The sequence below is a fragment of the Psychrilyobacter piezotolerans genome (genome assembly GCF_003391055.1).
In the GTDB taxonomy this organism is placed as follows: domain Bacteria; phylum Fusobacteriota; class Fusobacteriia; order Fusobacteriales; family Fusobacteriaceae; genus Psychrilyobacter; species Psychrilyobacter piezotolerans.
Window position 1 is genome coordinate 267,337 of the sequence record NZ_QUAJ01000001.1, and the last position, 21,016, is coordinate 288,352.

At 34.8% G+C, this 21,016-nt stretch carries 20 protein-coding genes; 3 read left to right on the top strand and 17 right to left on the bottom strand.

What is annotated here, in order from left to right; all coding sequences use genetic code 11:
* Positions 1-14: 14 nt before the first annotated feature.
* The gene (locus tag DYH56_RS01220) at positions 15-767 is read right to left on the bottom strand and encodes a YebC/PmpR family DNA-binding transcriptional regulator (RefSeq protein ID WP_114641024.1); all 753 of its coding nucleotides are present in this window, start codon (positions 765-767) and stop codon (positions 15-17) included.
* A 305-nt stretch (positions 768-1,072) separates the two neighbouring features.
* On the opposite strand from DYH56_RS01220, the gene DYH56_RS01225 reads away from it, so the two are divergent.
* The gene (locus DYH56_RS01225; RefSeq protein ID WP_158539005.1) at positions 1,073-2,401 is read left to right on the top strand and encodes an MATE family efflux transporter; all 1,329 of its coding nucleotides are present in this window, start codon (positions 1,073-1,075) and stop codon (positions 2,399-2,401) included.
* Between the two features lie 45 nt (positions 2,402-2,446).
* Here the strand turns inward: DYH56_RS01225 and DYH56_RS01230 are convergent, their stop codons facing one another.
* Positions 2,447-3,088, bottom strand: coding sequence for a helix-turn-helix transcriptional regulator (locus tag DYH56_RS01230; RefSeq protein WP_199532946.1), 642 nt, complete (start codon positions 3,086-3,088; stop codon positions 2,447-2,449).
* Between the two features lie 168 nt (positions 3,089-3,256).
* On the opposite strand from DYH56_RS01230, the gene DYH56_RS01235 reads away from it, so the two are divergent.
* Together DYH56_RS01235 and der are read left to right on the top strand one after the other, a co-directional pair.
* Positions 3,257-5,062: a YgiQ family radical SAM protein gene (locus DYH56_RS01235; RefSeq protein WP_114641027.1), complete on the top strand. Its 1,806-nt coding sequence runs from the start codon at positions 3,257-3,259 to the stop codon at positions 5,060-5,062.
* Between the two features lie 112 nt (positions 5,063-5,174).
* Complete coding sequence (gene der, locus DYH56_RS01240; RefSeq protein WP_114641028.1) at positions 5,175-6,488, top strand: ribosome biogenesis GTPase Der; 1,314 nt, start codon at positions 5,175-5,177, stop codon at positions 6,486-6,488.
* Positions 6,489-6,546: 58 nt separating this feature from the next.
* Here the strand turns inward: der and minE are convergent, their stop codons facing one another.
* From minE to rsfS, 15 genes are all read right to left on the bottom strand, one after another.
* Complete coding sequence (gene minE, locus DYH56_RS01245; RefSeq protein WP_114641029.1) at positions 6,547-6,804, bottom strand: cell division topological specificity factor MinE; 258 nt, start codon at positions 6,802-6,804, stop codon at positions 6,547-6,549.
* 14 nt (positions 6,805-6,818) lie between these two features.
* Positions 6,819-7,610, bottom strand: coding sequence for a septum site-determining protein MinD (gene minD / locus DYH56_RS01250; protein ID WP_114641030.1), 792 nt, complete (start codon positions 7,608-7,610; stop codon positions 6,819-6,821).
* Between the two features lie 13 nt (positions 7,611-7,623).
* Positions 7,624-8,295, bottom strand: a complete 672-nt coding sequence (locus DYH56_RS01255; RefSeq protein WP_114641031.1) for a septum site-determining protein MinC — start codon at positions 8,293-8,295, stop codon at positions 7,624-7,626.
* Between the two features lie 23 nt (positions 8,296-8,318).
* Complete coding sequence (locus DYH56_RS01260) at positions 8,319-8,726, bottom strand: hypothetical protein (RefSeq protein ID WP_114641032.1); 408 nt, start codon at positions 8,724-8,726, stop codon at positions 8,319-8,321.
* A gap of 91 nt (positions 8,727-8,817) precedes the next feature.
* Positions 8,818-9,645, bottom strand: a complete 828-nt coding sequence (gene folP, locus DYH56_RS01265; protein WP_114641033.1) for a dihydropteroate synthase — start codon at positions 9,643-9,645, stop codon at positions 8,818-8,820.
* A 171-nt stretch (positions 9,646-9,816) separates the two neighbouring features.
* Positions 9,817-10,650, bottom strand: a complete 834-nt coding sequence (locus DYH56_RS01270) for an NAD+ synthase (protein ID WP_114641034.1) — start codon at positions 10,648-10,650, stop codon at positions 9,817-9,819.
* Between the two features lie 11 nt (positions 10,651-10,661).
* On the bottom strand, positions 10,662-11,537 hold the full coding sequence (gene ylqF, locus DYH56_RS01275) for a ribosome biogenesis GTPase YlqF (protein ID WP_114641035.1): 876 nt from the start codon (positions 11,535-11,537) through the stop codon (positions 10,662-10,664).
* 248 nt (positions 11,538-11,785) lie between these two features.
* Positions 11,786-12,490: a 16S rRNA (cytidine(1402)-2'-O)-methyltransferase gene (rsmI, locus tag DYH56_RS01280; protein WP_114641036.1), complete on the bottom strand. Its 705-nt coding sequence runs from the start codon at positions 12,488-12,490 to the stop codon at positions 11,786-11,788.
* A 21-nt stretch (positions 12,491-12,511) separates the two neighbouring features.
* Positions 12,512-13,312, bottom strand: coding sequence for a TlyA family RNA methyltransferase (locus tag DYH56_RS01285; protein ID WP_114641037.1), 801 nt, complete (start codon positions 13,310-13,312; stop codon positions 12,512-12,514).
* Between the two features lie 12 nt (positions 13,313-13,324).
* Positions 13,325-14,158 (bottom strand): HD domain-containing protein, encoded by an 834-nt coding sequence (locus DYH56_RS01290; RefSeq protein ID WP_114641038.1) that lies wholly within the window; start codon positions 14,156-14,158, stop codon positions 13,325-13,327.
* The gene (gene dxs / locus DYH56_RS01295) at positions 14,145-15,956 is read right to left on the bottom strand and encodes a 1-deoxy-D-xylulose-5-phosphate synthase (RefSeq protein ID WP_114641039.1); all 1,812 of its coding nucleotides are present in this window, start codon (positions 15,954-15,956) and stop codon (positions 14,145-14,147) included. The genes DYH56_RS01290 and dxs overlap by 14 nt, the downstream gene beginning before the upstream one ends.
* Positions 15,957-15,983: 27 nt before the next feature.
* Positions 15,984-16,289 carry a ribosome assembly RNA-binding protein YhbY gene (gene yhbY, locus DYH56_RS01300; protein ID WP_114641040.1) on the bottom strand — a complete coding sequence of 102 codons (306 nt, stop codon included), beginning with the start codon at positions 16,287-16,289 and terminating at the stop codon, positions 15,984-15,986.
* A gap of 99 nt (positions 16,290-16,388) precedes the next feature.
* On the bottom strand, positions 16,389-18,341 hold the full coding sequence (locus tag DYH56_RS01305; protein WP_114641041.1) for a ribonuclease J: 1,953 nt from the start codon (positions 18,339-18,341) through the stop codon (positions 16,389-16,391).
* A gap of 112 nt (positions 18,342-18,453) precedes the next feature.
* Positions 18,454-20,265: a penicillin-binding protein 2 gene (gene mrdA / locus DYH56_RS01310; protein ID WP_233499969.1), complete on the bottom strand. Its 1,812-nt coding sequence runs from the start codon at positions 20,263-20,265 to the stop codon at positions 18,454-18,456.
* 399 nt (positions 20,266-20,664) lie between these two features.
* A complete protein-coding gene (rsfS, locus tag DYH56_RS01320; RefSeq protein WP_114641043.1) occupies positions 20,665-21,009 on the bottom strand; it encodes a ribosome silencing factor in 345 nt (114 codons plus the stop codon).
* Between the last annotated feature and the right edge of the window lie 7 nt (positions 21,010-21,016).

The following is a 21,016-nucleotide window of genomic DNA, read 5'->3' on the forward strand; positions in this document are numbered from 1 at the left end:
AATCCATTTTTTATTTACCCCATTATTTTTTCCATTAACTCATCTGAGATATCAAAGTTAGCGTAAACATCATTTACATCTTCATTATCTTCCAATGCTTCGTATAATTTCATAACTTTTTCAGCCATTTCTTCGTCTTCCACTTTCACCATGTTTTCAGGAAGCATTACTATTTCTGCTTCTTCATATTTATAGCCAGCTTCAGTCAACGCCTCTACTACAGTTTGTAATTCAGTAGGGTCAGTTAGGATTTCGAATGTATCCCCTTCTACAATCAGGTCTTCTGCTCCCATCTCTAGTGCTTCCATCATAAATTCATCGGCATCTAATCCTTCAGAATTTAATATGATCTGGCCTTTTTTATTGAACATCCATGCTACTGCACCGTCGGATCCCATATTCCCGCCATTTTTAGCAAAATTTGATCTTACAGATGATGCAGACCTGTTTTTGTTTTCTGTAACTACATCTACTATAAATGCAGTCCCGCCTGGACCATACCCTTCATATCTGATCTCTATATATTCTACACCAGCTAGTTCTCCAGTACCTTTTTTTATCGCTCTATCTATATTATCCTTTGGCATACTCTGTTTCTTTGCCTTCTCTAATGCTAATCTTAATCTAGGGTTAAAGTTTATATCTTTCCCCCCCTCTTTTGCTGCTATTGTTACCTCTTTTGCTAATTTTGTAAACAATTGAGCTCTCTTTTTGTCCTGAGCTCCCTTTCTATGCTTAATATTAGACCATTTACTATGCCCTGCCATATTATTACCTCCGCTTATTAGTTTCTTTTATATAACCTAATAATTTTATCATATTTAGAATAAGTTATCAAATTCACTCTATCTTTTGTCGATTTACAGTGACATGATAAAATTATTTGCATATACTCAAAAAAAACTTAAGAAAATTAAAAAAAATTAAATTTTTAAACATATTCATGATATTATTTATTAAGATAAACCTTGACCATAAGGTACATTTAATGTTTATAATGTATTATAAACGGAAATTTAACAACAATGTAAAACTTTAATTATAGATCAAAATAAATTTAAGGGAGATGGGGATGAAAAAAGATATAAACAAATTGTTTTTTAAATACACCATCCCAGGTGTTGTAGGGATGATGGTAACTTCACTATATGTAGTTGTAGACGGAATCTTCATAGGTAAGGCTGTGGGAAGCGATGGCCTGGCTGCTGTAAATATGGTGGAAGCTGTTATTGCTTTCTCATTTGCACTAAATATCATGATTGCCACAGGGAGCGCTACCATAGTGGCTATAAAGATGGGAGAGAAAAAAAATCACGAGGCCAGTAAGGTATTTAGTTTCTTTGTTCTTGTACTTACTTTAGCAGCCGGCGGGATAAGTCTTTTCGTTTTAGGATTTCCAGAGCAGACTGCCGATTTTTTAGGAGCTACCGGAGTTTTAAAAACCATGGTTATAGAATATATGACCACAATCATGTATTTCAACATTTTCTTCATGGGAACATATTTTTTAGAGATCTTTGTCCGGACAAATGGCAGACCTACCTATTCAATGAGTGCACTCATAATAGGCGGAGTGTTAAATATAATTTTGGATTATATCTTCGTTATCCAGTTAGACTATGGTCTGAAGGGAGCTGCCCTTGCAACGGGTATATCCCAGACCATTTCTACAATAATGCTTATCGTTGATTTTTTTAGAAATGACAGTCAGCTCAAATTTGTAAGGCCTGATTTTTCCCTGAATCTTCTCTTTAAAGGCATTGTCAATGGAGCTTCAGAATTTGTAAGTGAGATATCTTTGGGATTTATAATATTTATATTTAATCTTATCATCATGAAAGAGATTGGAAAGATAGGAGTTTCGGCTTTTAGTATTATAAACTATATCAACACAGTGGTTTTCGCTATCCTTTTGGGAGTTTCCCAGGGGATACAGCCAATTATAAGTTATAGTTTAGGAGCTGGTGAAAAATATGTGATTAGGGGTATCTTTAATTTAGCTATAAAAACAGTTTTCATCATTGGAATTTTTGCTTTTACATCTATGTTTATATTTAGTGAGGAGATCATCGGGACTTTTTCTGATAATAAAGAGCTCTTAATATTTACTACTAAAGCTGCCAAGATCTACTGCTTTGCTTATTTTTTAAACGGTATCAATATGGTCATGTCAGCATATTTTACAGCTATTGAAAATGCTAAACTTTCCGCTTTCATCTCTGCTCTCAGAGGAATAATATTTGTTATCATGGGCATCACCATCTTTCCCAGGGTCTTGGGAATAGATGGTATATGGTTTACCATGCCCGTGGCAGAGGTTTTAACAGCTTTTATCGGATATAAATTTATTAAAAAATGTAAGGTATTAAACCTAAATGATTCTACCACTGTAGCCGTGTGAAAATAAAAAGGTGATTTCTTTCAGAAAGAAATCACCTTTTTTTAATTATTTATTCACCTGTTTTATATATCTGTACATTGTAGCTTCCGAGGTTTTTAGTTTTTCAGCCACCTTGGCCACCGACCCCTTTATCAAAAATACCCCTTTTAAATTTAATTTTTTAGTTATTTCTATTTTCCCCAGATGATCCATCCGGTCTACAGAGATCCTGGATTCTGTAATAACTTCATTTATTATGGAATCCATAATATCTTCAATGGAGCTTTCAAAACGCTCCTCCTCCCTGTCTTCCATAACATTGTTCCCGCCATAGTTGATAAAGTCTTCCATTCTTTTCTTTAGGTCTACAAAATCTGAGATATCGGTATTTATTCCCAATAAACCTATTATATTTTCTCTTTCATCCCTTATGAAATATGTAGAAGTTTTGAGCTGTCTCCCATCCTTTGTTTTTCCGTATAGGAGCAGATATTTTTTATCACTATCTCTATTTTCTTTTATATGTTTAAAGGAAAGATCAGCTAGTGGTCCCCCTACCTTTCTTCCAGAAATATGTCCATTTTTTATAGCTATTATTGAGTTATTTATATTTCTCACATCGTGGAGCACAACTTCATAATTGGGCCCTAAAAAATCAGCTATAAAATTAACCAGATGTATATAAGATTTTAATTTAGAATCTGCCATAATCATTCCCTCCTTAAATTTTATAATTTATTTTACCATAAAAGATTTTTTTGCCATAGAAATTAATTTATCCAGAAGATTTCCCCGTGCAATAACAGTGCATATATGATATAATGTATAGTATTTTAGAATAATTATTTTAGTGTAATGTAATAGAGGGAGAAAAATATGTTTTTACCAACTACCAGAGAAGAGATGGATAGATTAGGCTGGGATTCTTTGGACATAATCCTGGTTTCTGGGGATTCCTATGTAGACAGTTCGTATAATGGAAGTGCTGTTATAGGAAAATATCTGTCAAAATATGGATTCAAGGTGGGAATCATTGCCCAGCCGGATATAGATAATAATGAGGATATCAAAAGGTTAGGAATACCTAACTTATATTGGGCAATCTCTGCTGGATGTGTTGATTCTATGGTGGCGAACTACACTGCTACCAGAAAAAGAAGACAGAAAGATGATTTTACTCCAGGGGGGTTAAATAACAGACGTCCCGATAGAGCTACTATTTCATATACAAACCTTATAAAGAAAAATTTTAAGCAGACTCCTAAACCAATTGTTATTGGTGGGATAGAAGCCAGTTTACGTAGGACTGTTCATTATGATTTTTGGACAAATAAATTACGTAAATCAATATTATTTAATTCAAAAGCCGATATTCTTTCTTATGGAATGGGAGAAAAATCCATGTTGGAATTGGCTCACGCCATTGAAAATGGAGACGACTACACCGGTATTCGCGGGATTTGCTATATTGCAAAGGAACCCAAAGCCGGGTATTTAGAACTGCCGAGTTTTGATGAATGTAAGGCTGATAAACATAAATTTATCGAGGCCTTTGAAAAATTTTATGTAAACAATGATCATATTACAGCTGTAGGCTTATCACAAAAACAGGATACCAGGTATCTGATCCAAAATCCCCCATCGATCATTCCTACAACTGAGGAGATGGATGAAATCTATGGATTGGAATATGAGAGAGCACTCCACCCATACTATAAAAAAATGGGAGAAGTAAAAGCTCTGGACACTATTAAACATTCGGTTACTACCCATAGAGGCTGTTATGGTGAATGTAACTTCTGTGCCATTGCAGTTCACCAGGGCAGGACTATCACCCAAAGAAGTGCAGACTCCATCGTAAAAGAGGTAGAAGATATCTCTGCAATGAAGTCATTTAAGGGATATATCTCCGACCTGGGCGGTCCTACGGCTAATATGTACGGAATTGAGTGTCTGAAAAAGCAAAAATTAGGAGCCTGCAAGGATATGAGGTGCATGTATCCGAAAACTTGCAAGGTCTTAAATGTAAACCATAATAAACAGCTGGAATTACTGGATAAAGTCAAAAAAGTAGAGGGAGTCAAAAAAGTATTTATAGCTTCCGGAATAAGGTATGACCTTATTATGGATGACAATAAATGCGGTTCTCTATACCTTGAAAACTTAGTTAAAGACCATGTATCAGGCCAGTTGAAGATAGCTCCTGAGCATACCGAAGATGAGATCTTAGGTCTTATGGGGAAACAAGGAAAGGATGTTTTAAAAAGATTTAAGGATGAATTTTATAAGATAAATGACAGACTGGGTAAAAAGCAGTTTTTAACTTACTATCTGATTGCAGCTCACCCGGGGTGCAATGAGAGGCATATGAAAGATCTCAAGAATTTTGCCAGTCACGAACTAAAGGTTAATCCTGAACAGGTTCAAATCTTTACTCCTACCCCATCGACATATTCTACCCTTATGTATTATACTGAGATAGATCCCTTTACAGGGAAGTCTATGAAGGTGGAAAAGGATACAGCCAGGAAGTATAAACAAAAAGATATTTTAATAGATAAAGATGCCAAAAATGGATATATGGGAAATTCTTATAATAAAGATCATTCCAAATCCAAAGATAATAATAAACCTAAGAATAATAAGTTCAAGGGTACAAATAAGTTTAAGAAGAAAAAATAAAATTACTCCTCCTTCTTACGGAGATTTCATGATTATTTAACATATAAATAGATCACAAGTGAAAAGAAATCAACGCACTAACAAGGAAGGAGTTATTAGGAGGAAATAAATTATGAAACCAATAGTTGCCATAGTTGGTAGACCAAATGTTGGAAAATCTACTCTATTTAATAAATTAGTAGGAGATAGAGTAGCTATCGTTGACAACCAGCCAGGTGTTACAAGAGACAGACTTTACAGAGAAACTGAGTGGTGTGGGACTGAATTTGTCTTAGTGGATACAGGTGGATTAGAGCCCAGAAACAATGATTTTATGATGGCTAACATCAAAAAACAAGCTGAGGTTGCCATGAACGAAGCTGACGTTATTCTATTTGTTGTAGACGGAAAAGCCGGGGTTACTGCCTTAGATGAAGAGGTAGCTTACTTACTTAGAAAGAAAAATAAACATGTAATCCTATGTGTAAACAAGATCGATAACTTCCAAGCTCAATTAGAAGACACATATGATTTCTGGGGATTAGGATTTGAAGATCTGGCTCCTGTATCAGCAGAACATAAGGTAAACTTAGGAGATATGTTAGATACAGTTGTAGAGCATATCAATAAGTTAGAAATGCCTGAAGAGGAAGAAGGGATAAAGATTGCCCTTATCGGAAGACCAAATGCCGGTAAATCATCTTTAACTAATAGATTATTAGGAGAAGAAAGAAGTATCGTAAGTGATATTGCCGGTACTACCCGTGACTCTATCGACTCATCATTTGTACATAATGATGAAAAATATGTACTTATAGATACTGCCGGTATCAGAAGAAAATCAAAAATAGAAGAAGATTTAGAATATTACTCTGTACTTAGAGCAATCAAGAGTATCAAAAGAGCCGATGTTTGCTTCCTATTACTAGATGGTAAGGACGGCCTTACCGAACAGGATAAGAGGATCGCAGGTATCGCCCATGAGGAACAAAAACCCCTGGTTATTGTTGTAAACAAATGGGATATTGTAGAAAAAGAGACTAAAACTATGCATAAGATGAGAGAATATTTAAGGGTTGAACTGCCATTCTTAAGTTATGCTCCTATCGAATTTGTATCTGCTTTAACTGGTCAAAGAACATTAAAATTAATCGATCATGTAGACTTAATTCATGCAGAATATCATAAGAGAGTCAGTACTGGATTATTAAATACTGTATTAAAAGAAGCGATGGTTTTAAATGCTCCTCCTACTAGAAAAGGTAGAGTTATTAAAGTTAACTACTGTTCACAAGTTTCATCTGCTCCTCCTAAATTTGTTATATTCTGTAACCATCCAGAATTATTACATTTCTCATATATTAGATATATTGAGAATAAATTTAGAGAAGCCTTTGGATTTGAAGGTTGTCCACTTACCTTCGTAGTAAACAAAAAGGGAGACTAAAAAAAAGAGATTCGGAGTCTATGGCTTCGAATCTCTTTTTTTATACCTATATCTTTTCTTATTTTTTTAATATATCCTTTACAGGAACATTTACTATGAGTGCTCCTCTATTTCTATTTTCAGTCTCTACATCAAATTGGATATTGATCTCTTCCTGCTCTATCTTTATATATTTTGAGATAACTTTAATAAGTTCATCTTTCATTTCATTTAAAACAGTGTTAGAGATCAGTCTCCTGTCATGGATTAAAACCAATTTTAATCTATCCTTGGCTACTGCACTGGATTTTTTTCTTCCAAATAATTTTTCAAACATATCTATCCCCCCATCTACCTAGAAAAGAAGTTTTTAAATTTACTGGCAAAACTTCTCTTTTCATCTATATTTAAAAATGGGATATCTTCTCCTACTATCCTGCCTGCAATATTCATATACGCTTTTCCAGAAGGTGATACAGCCTTTACAGTTACAGGCTCCCCTCTATTTGTAGAGATCACTATCTCCTCATCATCTGGGACCACCCCTACTATATCAAGTCCTAATATGTCTACAATATCATCCATATGCAGCATATTCCCCTCATTAATCAGCTTCATCTTTACCCTGTTTACAATAAGTTTAATCTCTCCCATCTCACTGGCAGCAAGGAGACCTATTACCCTGTCTGCATCCCTTATGGAAGATATCTCTGGAGTTGTTATTATTAAGGCCTCATCTGCACCCACTATGGCATTTTTAAACCCCTGCTCTATTCCGGCCGGGCAGTCAATCAGTACATAGTCAAACTTTTCCTTCAGCTCAGCTACTAATTTTTTCATCATCTCTGTTGAAACATCCATCTTATCATTTGTCTGGGAAGCTGGCAGTAAAAATAATTTATCATATCTTTTGTCTTTTATAAGAGCCTGCTTCAGCCTGCAGGTACCTTCCATAACATCCATAGAATTATAAACTATTCTATTTTCTAACCCCAATATTACATCTAAATTTCTAAGTCCAATATCAGCGTCCATCAATACTACACTATTACCATTTTTGGCCAGACCAACTCCTAGGTTGGCTGTTGTTGTTGTTTTTCCTACTCCGCCTTTTCCAGATGTAACCACATATACTTTTCCCATATCTGAGTTCCTCCTAAGTTGTGACAATATTTTTCAGTGATTTTCTTGTTAATTTATCTATTATCAATATATTATTTCTTAAATAAGCTATATTATTTTTATTTCGCATAATTTGTTTACTGCGAAACAATATATTGCTGCTGTAATTTTTAAATAAAACTTCATCTATCTTCAGTTGAAATGGATTCATATTAGAGGCTACAATGAATGCCTCATCGTTTCCCTTTATTCCAGCATGAGCCACGCCATTTAGAGTTCCCATGACTATTATATTCCCTTCGGCTTTAACAATAGAACCCGGATTAACATCCCCTAAGATCACTATATTTCCAGGATATTCTAAAATTTCTCCGGACCGAAGTGTTCCTAAATGAAATTTTGTTATCCCTTCCTTTACTATACTAGTCATCTTTTCAACCTCTTTTAAAGGTAAAGTTTCCCTATCGGTTACAAATAAAATATTCATATCAACTGTTTCATCTATAATATTCAATAATTCTAATTCTTCCTCTTCATCTATCTCTCTGCCTTTAAATTCAATAACAGCTTCATACCCCATGAATAATTGCCTGGATTGCTTTAGTTTTTTCAATAAGTGATCCTTTAGTTCCTGAAATGGAATTGCAGGATTTAATATTATTACCAGCTTGCCATTAGATCCCTTAAATATCACATTATTTCCCATGTTTACCTGCCTTCTAGTATAATTTATATGTCCGTTTTTTCTTCGTCCACTTTCGAAGCACCGTTATCTTCCATTTTTTTTAAGGTTTTTTCAATATTTCTTACTTTTTTATTCATTTCATTGATTCTAAATTCCAGAGAATTTAGGATCCAGAATTGGAAATGGCTGACTTTTTGTGCCTCATGGACCATCCAGGCGATCTTTAATACAACCAGCAATATCGCTGCTGCTATCTCAATTTCCAAGGAGATTTTTTTTAGTACTCCCCCAAAAATAATAAGTGCAAATAATATCCCAAAGAAAGCTATATTTATTAAATTATTATTTGAATTTCCCTTACTCCCGCCAATCTGGCCAACTATATTACTTATCCTGTCTTTTTCTTTTTTAAAGTCATCTAATTCCTGCTTTAATTGATCTTCACCCTTCATAGTTCCCCCTGTCGCCTACGGCGAAATTGATATTTGATAATTGGTAATTAATAATAAAAAAAGGTAAAAAAACAAATTCAAAATCTTTTTTTTATTTATTTTTTACAGCATCTGTCATCTTTAATGCTCTCACTGTTTCCCTCACCTCATGAACCCTTATTATAGAAGCACCATTATAAGCTGATATCACTGCAACGGCCAGATTCCCTTCCAATCTATCCAAGGGAGAGGTTCCTAATATGTCTCCAATAAATCCTTTTCGGGAAGCACCTATTAATATAGGATACTCCAGTTTTTTAAATTCACATAATTTTTTTATGATTTCCAGGTTATTTTCAAAGGTTTTACCAAACCCAATTCCTGGATCTAATATTATCTTTTCAGGTGATACTCCCGCTTTAACAGCAATATCTATACTTTCTCCCAGACTCCCCTTGATATCTTCTATTATATTATCATATTCAGGGTTTTTCTGCATATTTTTAGGGTTCCCCTGGATATGCATAATTATAACAGGAACCCCATATTTCGCTATTACTTCAGCCATATTGGGGTCCCCTTTCAATCCTTTTATATCATTTATAATGTGTGCTCCTGCTTTGATGCATTCCTCAGCTACACGAGATTTATATGTATCGATAGATATGGGAACATCCACCTCACCGACCAGTCTTTTTACTACAGGAACTATTCGTCTCAGCTCTTCCTCTTCCTCTATATACTCAGCTCCAGGTCTGGTAGATTCAGCTCCTACATCGATTATGTCCACTCCCTCTTCCACCATCTTCTTTGCTCTTTTTATGGCAGTTTCCAGATCGGTATATGATCCGCCATCTGAAAACGAATCAGGAGTAAGGTTCAGTATTCCCATGGTATAAGTTTTATTTTCAAAATCAAATTTTTTCTTGTTAATTAACATCAGCCTTCACTCCTTTTTTTCTTTTTTTCTTTTTCTGTCACAGATTTAAAACCTCTAATAGTGCTGCCAAATTTAATAAACATCAAATATGAGATAAGAGATAGACTAACCGGGTAGTCTACCTCTTAACTTTTTTTATCTACCTTATATAAACCAGAAAAAAGAGTCTGGTTATATCCCCCAGTCTCTTGGGTATCTAAATTCTCTTTCCATAGTTCTATTAGATATTTTAGCTATGAGAGGCAGTTTTCTCTTATATTGATTGGTTTTTATCCTCCAAAGGATGGAATCTACAGTTTTTTCAGAGTAACCTTTTTCCAAGATCTCCTCCTTTGTATACCTTTCATCCACCAATAAATTAATGATCTCGTCAGCTAAAAAGTATGAAAATCCTAATTCATCCTCATCGGACTGCCCTTCCCAAAGGTCAGCACTTGGTTTTTTCTCGATAACTTCCTTTGGAATACCCATGTATTCAGAGAGTTCCCAAACCTGGGTTTTTAACAGGTCACCTATGGGGTTGATTGCTGATGCTGAATCCCCCCACTGGGTACTGTATCCCAGTAAAATTTCGGTCTTATTAGAAGTACCCAAGACCAATGATTTCTCCTTGGCTGAATAATCATACAGGATGGTCATCCTTTCACGGGCCATCTTATTTCCCTTTCTCAGGTCTGAAATATCAGGTTCTTTGGCAAAATATGCATCTACCATATCTGTAATCTCTATCTTTTTAACTCTCATCCCGGTAGCTTCTACCACCCTTTGGGCATCTTCTAAACTCTCACGACTAGAAGATTTATAGGGCATCATTATCCCCAATACATTTTCAGGTCCCAGTGCTTTTACAGCTAAGAAAGCTACTATGGCTGAATCTATTCCTCCAGATAATCCTAAGACCACCTTTTCAAATCCAGCACTTCTAACCTCTTCTCTGATAAAATTTACCAGTATTTTTTCAGTCAATTCCATATTTAATTTTATTTTTGATTTAATATCATTCATATAAAAATCTCCTATTCAGACATATCCTTGTCTAAGCCAAATTTACCTAATTTTTTTGCTCTATAATCACGCAATAAGGTCAAGGCTGCCTGTTTTGTATTTACCCTGTCTCCGCTCAAGATCATTCTCATTCTAAGGGCAATTCTATCTAAAATAATCTCAGGGATCTCCTGCATATCTTCATCTGTCAACTTATATTTTTCCTGAAGAACTTTCGATTTTTTATACCTAATCATTTTTTTTATAAGCAGGCTGGCTACTTCTTCAATAGGTAAGATCTCATCTTTTATAGCCCCTGCTATTGCTAAGTTATATCCGATTCTCTGGTCCTCAAATTTAGGCCATAAGATTCCGGGAGTATCCAGTAACTCCAATCCCTCTTTTATTCTAACCCATTGTTTACCCCTGGTAAATCCTGGTTTATTTCCTACACCGGTTATTTTTTTACCCACGATTCTATTGATCAATTTAGATTTTCCAACATTTGGAATACCGGCAATCATAAGTCTTGTTTGAACCTTTCTCAGACCTTTTTTCTTCATTTTTTCTGATTTTTCCTTAGCTACCTCATCTATTATCTCAAATAAAGCTTTCATATTGTATCCAGTTTCAGCTGAGATCTCCAATACATGATCAGCTAAATCATTTTCCTCAAAATAATTTATCCAATATGCTAATTCATATTTTTCTACTAAGTCGGCCTTATTTAGGAGAACTATTCTTTTTTTCCCTTTTGCAAATGTTGCTATTTCTGGATTTCTGCTTGAAAGTGGAATTCTAGCATCTACGATATCTAACACGATATCTATTATCTTCATATTCTCAACTATCATTTCCTTGGTCTTTTTCATATGACCAGGATACCAGTTTATTTTTGTCATTGACATAATTGTTTATCCTTTCTAAATTTATTTTTTACTAACTCTTCTTTCTTATAGTTTCTCGATTGACGAGTACGAAATTTTCTTATAGTTACAAGAAAATTACGATGTCAAAAAGAAACCAAAGCCAAATATATTAGCGATAGTTTTCTCTGATTTCACATTAAAGAAATTCTTTTTAACTATAAGAATTTTTTTATATTCGTGACCTCGCGAAAACGACAACAAGGAAGGAGTTAAATTACTCTTCTTTCCTAGTCTCTTGCATATTTATTTACCTTTTCTTTTTTCTTAGTCACTTCTGCTTCCTTTATCAAAAGGACTATTTCCCCTTTTATGGGGTTGGCTTCCAATCTTTCAATTAATTCCGAAGTTTTACCTCTGATTATTTCCTCATACATCTTTGTAATCTCTCTAACTATGATTACATATCTGTCTCCAAAATATTCATTGACTTCCTTCAGGGTTTTTAAGATTCTATGGGGAGATTCGTATAATACAACTACCCTCTCCTCTTTAGCTAAGTCTTTTAATAGAGTTTGTCTTCCTTTTTTCTTGGGTAAAAACCCTTCAAAAGCAATCCTTTTCATAGATATCCCGGCTACTGAAGCGGCGGCCGTAAGTGCACTTACACCTGCCACAGGAACTACTTTTATATCACTATTCAGAGCAGCATCCACTACTTCATATCCAGGATCCGAAATACAAGGTGTCCCGGCATCTGTAACCAGTGCTATATCCTTTCCCTCTAAAAGTAAGTTTATAATATTCTGTACCTGATGACCCTTGGTATGTTCATCATATCTGTATACTATATTTTCAATCTCAAAATGATTTAATAATTTTTTAGTCACCCTAGTATCTTCCGCAAATATATAATCCGCCTCTTTTAGAATTCTTACCCCTCTATAAGTCATATCCTCTAGGTTACCTATTGGAGTTGCTACAATATATAACATATTTTCTCCTTCTTTATTTTTTTATCTTAATGTTCTACTCTCTTCTACAACTTTATCTATATCCACAATGTTTTTAGTCTCTGCCAATGAAAATAATGAGATATATTCTATATTTCCCTTTCCGCCTGTTATAGGAGAAAAGTCCAATTGATGTAATTTCACTCCATATTCATTTGCACTTTCTACTACCATATCTATGGCCATCTTGTGCTTTTTAGGGTCTTTTACTATCCCGCCTTTTTCAATATTTTCACGTCCTACCTCAAATTGCGGCTTGATTAAAGCCATTAATTTAGTATCTTCATTCATAAATTTAATCAGGTGGGGAATTACCTTGGTTATAGAGATAAAGGACACATCCATCACAATAAAATCTATTTCACTATTATCAATATCTTCTAAAGTAAGATCTTTTATATGCGTTCCCTCGATAGATTTTACCTGCTCATGATTACGGAGTTTCCAATCTAATTGATTGGTTCCTACATCCATTGAATAGGCAAAAGCTGCACCATTTTGCAGTGCACAATCTGTAAATCCGCCTGTAGAGGCTCCTACATCCAGTATTTTTTTCCCTGAAAAATCAAGATCCCATATTTTTATAGCCTTTTCTAATTTTAACCCTCCACGACTGACATATTTCAAAACTTCCCCTTTGATCCTGATTTCAGGAAGTTCATCGGTCCATTTTATCGTGGTTCCTGCTTTTTCTATCTTTTTGTCAGCCACTATTACAACTCCTGCCATAATAGCTCTTTTAGCTCTTTCCCTAGTTTCAAAAAAACCCTGCTGTACCAAAAGTACATCCAATCTCTCTTTCATCTATAACCCCTTCTACAGTCCTCTATCAAATATTTGATTGTCGTTAAAATGATTGAATAATTCACATTGTTTTACCAGTGTTTCAAACCCTATTTTATCGACTTTTCTAATCAATTCCTCTGTCTCGGTGATTCTTTTTATGAAGAATTCATCCCCGATAACTATTTTTTTGTTGGCATTATAATAACTAAGCAGCTGTTTGTTTGTTTTTAATTTTAGCTCTACCTTTGCTCTTTTAAGTCTGTCTTTTATAATACCACTGGTACAATCCAGCTTTTCTTTAATATCGTCCAAACTATGACCTTTAGCCATTAATTCTACGATCTTATCCGCACCTATTGGATTTATCCTATGGTATTTTGCAGAGTATTCATCAGCTTTATGTACCATAAGAGCTTCCTTAGTACTAGGAGTAACTCTCCCCCACCTGCCATGATGAGATAGGACAATATGAACTATCTTTCTCTCGGTATTGGCATCTAAGACCAGGCCTGTTTCCTCTTCCATCTTCTTTAGTATACCTGTGGCTTCCTTCCTTATCCTATCAGGTTTTTTCAGCATCACCTGGCTATGGGATAAAATAGAATCTCCTCCTGCCCTCAAACTTGCTTTTGAAGTATCATGGATTATTATTCCTACAAGCATGGCAAACAGGTCCAGTTCTTCTCCTGCTCTTTTTAGATTACGATAAGATTTTTTTAGATCTCTTATGGCAATCTCCAAAACATCATAGGTATGAGTTGTTACTGAAACTCCTAAATCTTCCATTTCTTTCAGTTGACCTATTACCGGAAATCCCAACAATATGTTTATATATTCTTTTGCTTTTTTATTAATATTTTGCATTTATACACCTTTCAATATCATTCACAAGAGGTCTCCCCCTGAGTCCAAATTCTTCTAAAAGTTCTCCCCTTTTCCCGTGAGGTATAAAATCACACTCTATTCCCAATCTAAATATTTTCCTGTAGATATTCATAGAATTTGTCATCTCCAAGAGAAAACTTCCGAAGCCACTTTTTATCCGACCTTCTTCCAACGTTATTATGTTTTTGTATTTTTTAAAATTTTCTTCTATATATTCCTCATCTAAAGGTCTGATACTCGATACCCCCACTATAGTAGGAGAAATACCTCTAGTTTTTAATTCTTCCGCAATATTTACCACTTCTTTTACCATACTTCCAACGGCTAATATCAAAGTATCATTACCTTTTTCAATCTCTTTCCATTTTCCGAATTCAAATGCAGAAGAGTTATAATCCCAAGCACTGTCTCTGGGGATCCTAATGCTAAGTGGCCCGTCTTTATAGGTCGATGAAAATTCCAAAATTTCTTCCAGCTCTTTTTTAGTTGTAGGAGCCAATATATTTATATTTGGAATTGTCAGCAGGTATGGTATATCATATAATCCCTGATGAGTTTTCCCGTCCTCTCCTACTATTCCTGCCCTGTCTAATATGAAGTTCACCGACAGGTTTTGAATAGATATGTCATGGATAAGCTGACCATAGGCACGCTGTAAAAAAGTCGAATAGATAGCTACATAGGGTATTTTCCCCTGGGTAGCCAGTCCACCTGCAAATGTTACTGTATGTCCTTCAGCTATCCCCATATCATAGGATCTTTCTTTAAACTTATCAAAGTAACCGGATAATCCAGTTCCTTTGACCATTCCGCAACACAGGGCATAGATATCACTATTATTTTCCCCCATCTCAACTAACTTATCTCCAAATATCTTAGAATAAGATACTTCACCTTTGGGAGTTTCCCCTGATTTTATATCAAAGGGAGAGATCCCGTGAAATTTTTCCGGGTTTTTCTCTGCAGGAAGATAACCCTTCCCTTTGTGGGTCTTTATATGTAAAAATATAGGACCCTTTAAGTTTTTAGCTTTTTCCAGTGCCGGCAACAGCTCCTCAAAGCTATGCCCGTCCACTGGTCCTACATATTTAAATCCTAAAAATTCAGACATACTGACAGGAGCAACCATGGTTTTCACCCCGTGTTCCACCCTGCCAATTATATCAGCTATCTTATTTCCAATTTTCCCGCGCCTAACCATTCCTTCAACTTCATCTTTTAAGTCCAAATAAAATTTACTGCCCATCACACGGCTAAAAAATTTTGAAAGTGCTCCCACATTGTTTCCTATAGACATCTCATTGTCATTTAAAATAACTATAAGATTTTCACACTTTCCATCCATATTATTCAGTGCTTCCAAGGAGTGACCATTAGCTATAGATGCGTCACCTATAACTACTATGACCTTATTTCCCTTGTCAGCTGTTGCTATCCCAAATCCTGCTGAAAGTGCTGACCCTGCATGACCGGATATAAAGTGGTCATGGGGGGATTCAGCCCTGTCTGTAAATGGTCCTATCCCATGCCTTTGACGAAGGGTAGAAAATTTATCTTTTCTCCCAGTCAGTAATTTATGTACATAGGATTGATGTCCAACATCAAATAATATTTTATCCTTAGGTGAGTTAAAAATACTATGGATTGCCAGGGTTAACTCCACAACTCCTAAATTAGGACCTATATGCCCGCCATTTTTACTCACTGTTTCAATTATTATTTTTCTAATTTCATTAGATTTAATTGTTAACCCCTCTATCAGCTTTTTTTTATCCATGTAAAACCCCTAATTAAACTTTTTTAGTTATATTCTTCTCAGATCTTCAGATACTACTGGATGATCCTTATTTTCTTTGTATAAAGTTATTATTCTACCTGTGATTCCTACTACTTCACAACCACTTTTTTCAGCTAATTCAGCTGCTAACTCTTTCTTGTCTACCTCTGCGTTTTGTAATATTTTTACTTTGATTAACTCTCTCTTTTCGATTGCATCCAATATACTTTTTACTATATTTTCACTAAATCCGTCTTTTCCTACTCTTACTAATGGTGACATGTCATGTGCTGCTTTTCTTAAATATGCTCTTTTTTTACTTGTTAATTTCATTCTTTTTTTCTCCTCTTGTCGCCTTTGGCGAAACTAATATTTTAAATAGATAAGTTAAAAACTTTTCTTTTTCTTTTTCAAATTGCTTCTACTATACTTCTATACTTCCATTACTATCGGTAGGATGATCGGTGATCTCTTGATCTTTTCATAGAAAAATTTATTGGCTGTATCTTTTGTTATACCTTTTAACGTCGACCAATTTTTAGCATCCTCTTCTTTTAGAGCTACTATTTTTTCCCTGATGATTCCCTTGGCTTCATTAATCATGATATCTGCATCTTTAGAGTAAACAAATCCTCTGGTAACTACGTCTGGTCCTGCTAATAATTTACCGCTTGTTTTATCAATAGTAAGCACTATTATTACCACACCATCTTCAGCCAGCTGCTGCCTGTCTCTAAGGACTACCTTACCGATATCTCCTACACCTAATCCATCTACCAGTGTTATTCCAGAAGTTACCTTCCCTGCTAATTTAGCATAAGATTTTGTTACCTCTACCCTGCTTCCATTTGTAGCTATAATTATTCTATCTTCCGGTATTCCTGTTTCCATCCCTGTTTTCTTATGGGCTATCAACATCTTATAGTCCCCATGCACAGGCATAAAGTTTTTAGGTCTAACCAGGTTTAACATCAGCTTCTGCTCATCCTGACTTCCGTGTCCAGATACATGGATACCGGCTATTTTTTTGAATACAACATCTGCATCATTTTTTAACAGGTTATTTATATTGTTATAAACTGCTCTCTCATTTCCAGGAATTGGAGTTGCAGATATTATTACTGTATCGCCTTTTCTAATCTTAATATGTTTATGCATATTTTTAGCAATTCTTGATAGAGCTGCCAAGGGCTCTCCCTGGGTTCCGGTACATAGCAGCACTGCTTTCTCATCTGGTAATTTTTCAATCTGCTTTAGACTGACCATTATTCCCTCTGGTAACTTTAAATATCCCAGTTTAGAAGCTATATCAAAGACTTTTACCATACTTCTTCCCTCTACGGCTATCTTTCTGTTAACTCTGTGGGCTTCGTTTACAATTTGCTGAAGTCTGTATATATGAGATGCAAAAGAAGCTATGATTACCCTTCCACTGGCTTTTTCAAACTCTTTTCTTATAGATTCTCCTACACTTCTTTCAGATGGAGTATATCCCTCTAATTCCGCGTTTGTACTGTCTGAAAGTAACAGGTCTACCCCTTCATCTCCCAATCTGGCAAATCTGCTGAAATCTAATCCATCACCATCTACCGGTGTTAAGTCTATTTTAAAATCTCCTGTATGGATTACTTTTCCAGCCGGTGTTTTTATACAAATGGCATATGCATCTGCTATACTGTGAGTTACACTTATGAATTCTACTTCAAAATATTTTCCTATCTTAAATCTGCTTCTTCCACGAGCTTCCTTCATCTTAGGTGTAAAGTTACCAAAAGATGATTTTTCAAACTTTGATTTTGCCAGAGCTAATGCTAATTTCCCGCCATACATAGGTACATTATGATCTATAGTCTGGTAAAGGTATGGTGTCCCGCCGATATGATCCTCATGACCATGGGTAATTAACAACGCTTTTACCTTATCCTTATTGCTTGCTATATAGCTATAATCAGGAATTACTACATCTATTCCCGGCAGTGCTTCATCTGGAAAGGCTATCCCTGCATCTACTATTACGATCTCATCCCTGTATTGAAATAAGGTCATATTTTTTCCTATCTCATCTAAACCACCTAGAGGTATAACAAATAATTTTTCCTCTTTTTTATTGGATTTAGGAGCATCTGTGTCATTTGGAACTATTTTTTTAGGTCCCTTATGAACCTTCTTTCTATGTTTTATATCTTTTATCGAATCTTTAGCTACTGCATCTTTTTTCACTTCTACAGTTCCTAGTTTTTCTAGTTTTTCTAATTTTTTTAGTTTTTCTGATTTTTCCACAGTCTCAACATCAGTTTTTTTAGGTCTTTTAAAAAAACTTTTGACTCTTTTTACAGGATTATCAGATAAAGATGTAGTTGTCTCTACCTTTTCCGTTGTATTCATTTTTCTCCTCCTTAATTTTTAAGGGAAGCCTTCTTTACCTTCCCTTAAAAATTTAACAATAACATAACTCCCTTAATTAAGAGTAACCTTCATTTATCCTTATTTTCTTTCACTATTTTCTTTCACTATTTTCTTCCGCTACTTTTCCCTTTTCTAAATAAGCATCTATAAAGACTTTGGCTACTTCGGCTGCATCTTTACCTCCAGAACCTCCGCCCTCTATAAAAGCTGTAAACGCTATTTCCGGTTTGTCAGCTGGAAAATATCCTGAAACCCAAGAATGAGGTTCCTTGTATTTTGAGTTTTGAGCTGATCCTGTTTTAGCAGCCACCCTTACTCCATTTGTCCTCAATCTTTTTGCCGTTCCATCTTTAGCTTCTACAGTTTGTACCAAGGCTTCTTTTATCTCTTCCATATACCTTTTATTGTACTTTACTTCCTCCCTCTCACCTTTTATTTCCTTTATTTTTCCTTCTTCCGTTACTATTTTTTCAACTAAATGAGGAGTATAAGTATACCCTTTATTAGCTAATATCGAATAAGCTTTTGCCATTTGAAGGGGGGTTACCAACAGGTACCCCTGTCCTATTGACAGATTTATAGAGTCCCCTGTATACCAAGGTTCCTTTAATCTTTTCTTTTTCCAGTCATTATCCGGCAGGAGGCCAGGCTTTTCTCCTGGTATATCGACTCCTGTTTTTTTCCCTATTCCGAAAGCATCTGCTACCTCTAGCATCTTCTGCCTTCCGTATTTATCTGCTGCTCTATAGTAATAGTAGTTTACAGATTCTACCAAAGATTTGGTCAGGTCTGTATACCCATGTCCCTCTCTTTTCCAGCTTCTCCACTTCCACTTACCTATCTGGTAATACCCGGGATCAAAAAATGTCTCTTTGGGGTTCAATCCTTCCTCCAAAAAAGCTAACGCTGATAAAGCTTTAAATATTGAACCTGGCGGATATCTTCCTGTTATGGCTCTATTTTCTAAAGGCCTGTCTTTGTTAAACATAATATCGTCCCATTCCTTAGTTGTCATCTTAGAAATTATGGTGTTCAGTGGATATTCGGGATTACTTGCCATGGTTATTATCCTGCCTGTTTTTGGTTCTATAGCCACGAAGGCACCCTTCATTTTTTTCATATTCATATAATCAGTTATTTTCTGCTGAAGATCAAAGTCCACAGTAAGATAGATATCATCTCCCATTTTAGGCTTTTTTTCTTCTAAGGTTTTAACAAACCTGTTATGTGCATTTACCTCGATATACCTGTAACCATTTTCTCCTCTGAGATAGGATTCATATTGCTTTTCAATCCCCTGTTTCCCTATTATATCATCTTTTTTATACCCGCTGTCCTTCATTTTTTCATATTCATCTGAGGAAACATTTCTTACATATCCCAAAATATGAGATCCCAAGGACTCATTCAGATATTTTCTTTTAGAATAAATCTGAACTTCTAAATATGAAAAATCTGAATTTTTTTCTATTATCTTGTGGGCTTTTTCTTTGGATATATCATCAAAAATAACATTTTCTCGAGTATAATTATAGATTTCCCCATACTTTATCCTCTTCTCTATTGTTTTTTTATCGTATCCCAAAAGTTTTGACATCTCATCTAATTTTTTTTCATCATACTTTCTTTCGTTTAGATAAACCAGTCTGTAGCCAGCTTCATTGTTTACCAGGAGTTCACCATTTGAATCATATATTTTACCACGATAACCGTTTACTCTCTTTACTTTAATACTATTTTTATTGGACATTTTTTTATATTTTTCTACCTTTACTATCTGCATAAAAAAAAGTCGTGCAAAGATCAAACTATATATTATTGCAACTATTATGAGGAAGTTTTCTCCCCTTCCTTTTTCCGACCTTTTCAACTTCACTGACAGCATTTTTCTTTTTAATTTCATATATTTTTCCTTAATTTTTTTATAAAACTATAATTAAGCAGCAGATATCCACCAAACATGATTACCCCCTGATAGAGATAAAAATATGGTAATTTTATATATAAATATGTCCCATATATAATGAATTGTATCAAACTATAATAAATTATATTTATCTTCTCGTATCCTAATACCTTAGACAAAAAATAACTTACTACAAATATAATCACAAAAACAATCCCCAGTTCTACCAAAATATTTTTGTCCTTAGATATTATTATGCAAATTAATATAACTTCAAATATCCCGTTTTTACCTCTTTTATAAGCTAAATATGTTAAATAAGGTAGAGCTATTATGTTATAAGGAAAGGTTACCACCAAAGAATTTTCTAAAAAAATAAAAATCAGAATAAAAAAATTAAACATCTAATTCAGGAAACACTACATTAGCATATCCCCATAACTCCTCTAGTCTATATAGATCTCTCGTATGCTGATCTAAAACATGAATTATTACATCATCCCCATCGATCAATATCCAGTGGGCTTCATCCTGCCCCTCTATATGCAGTCTTCTTTCATCCAATTCCATTAATCTAGATTCTACTTCCTCTGATATAGCCCTTATATTTCTGTTAGATGATCCTGTACATATTACAGCGTAATCACATAGAGAATTTTTTCCTTGAAAATCAAGGATGATCAGCTCTTGTCCTTTCTTACTCTCAATAGCCTCCACTATCTTTTCCAATTTCTCTAACATAGCTCCC